Below are 936 nucleotides of genomic sequence, written 5' to 3'. Positions count from 1 at the left end.
ATGGGCGTGCCGGGCGAGGGCGCCGGGCCGCACCGCGTCGCCGAGGCCGCCGTGCGCGTCCAGGGACCGTACGGCGGCGGCATGGCGTTCGCGGGCCTCGGCGTCGTCCAGCGAGGCGTACAGCGTCTCGCGCAGCAGGTCGTGGGCGAAGGCATACTGCCCGGACGGGCGGGGGACGACGACACGGGCGACGACGGCCGGCTCCAGCAGCCGGTCCACGTGGGGGACCGGTGAACCGTGCACCACGGCCAGGACCTGCCGGCGGAACTCCCGGCCGAGCAGGGCGGCGCTGGTCAGCAGGGAGACGACCGGCTCGGGCAGCAGGGCGAGCCGCTGCCGGACCGCTTCCCGCACGCCGGGCGGAATGGTGGAGACAGGGCTCCCGCTGTGCCAGAGCCGGGCGGTCTGCTCGACGAAGAAGGGGTTGCCGCCGGTGCGCCGGTGGACCTCGTCGACCAGCCGCGGTGCGGGCTCGCGGCCCGTCGTCACCGTCATCAGCGCCCCCACCTCGTCCCGGCCGAGGCCGGTCAGCGTGAGGGTCGCGGCGGCGCGCGAGACCAGCGGGAGGATCAGCTGCTGGAGCGGGTGCCCCGGCGCCTCCACCTCGACGTCCCGGTAGGTGCCGATCAGCAGCAGCCGCTCGAACCAGGCGTGCTGGGCGGCGAATTCGAGCAGGCGCAGCGAGGCCGGGTCGGAGCTGTGCAGATCGTCGAGAACGACCACCAGCGGCCGGCTCTGGGAGACCGTGACGAGGGCCGTGGTCACCGCGTCGAAGAGCCCGAAGGCCTCGGCCCCCTCCGGCGAACCGCCGCCCGGGGGGCTCGTGGCCGCTTCGGCGCCGGGCTCGCCGCTCCGCGCCCCGTCGGAAACCGGCGCCCCGGCGGCCCCCGGGGCGGATGGCGTGCTGGGTCCCGGACCGTCCGCACCGCCCTGGGC

1 protein-coding gene is annotated in these 936 nt (G+C 76.6%); it reads right to left on the bottom strand.

Going from position 1 to position 936, the window contains the following annotated elements; genetic code table 11:
* Positions 1–936, bottom strand: a 936-nt coding sequence (locus CR470_RS38175; protein WP_441350792.1) for an ATP-binding protein, incomplete at both ends; no start/stop codon positions are given.

This window comes from Streptomyces sp. rh34 (assembly GCF_002551245.1).
Taxonomy (GTDB): domain Bacteria; phylum Actinomycetota; class Actinomycetes; order Streptomycetales; family Streptomycetaceae; genus Streptomyces.
The sequence above is the reverse complement of the archived record's forward strand: the minus strand, read 5'-3'. Positions and strand labels throughout refer to the sequence as shown.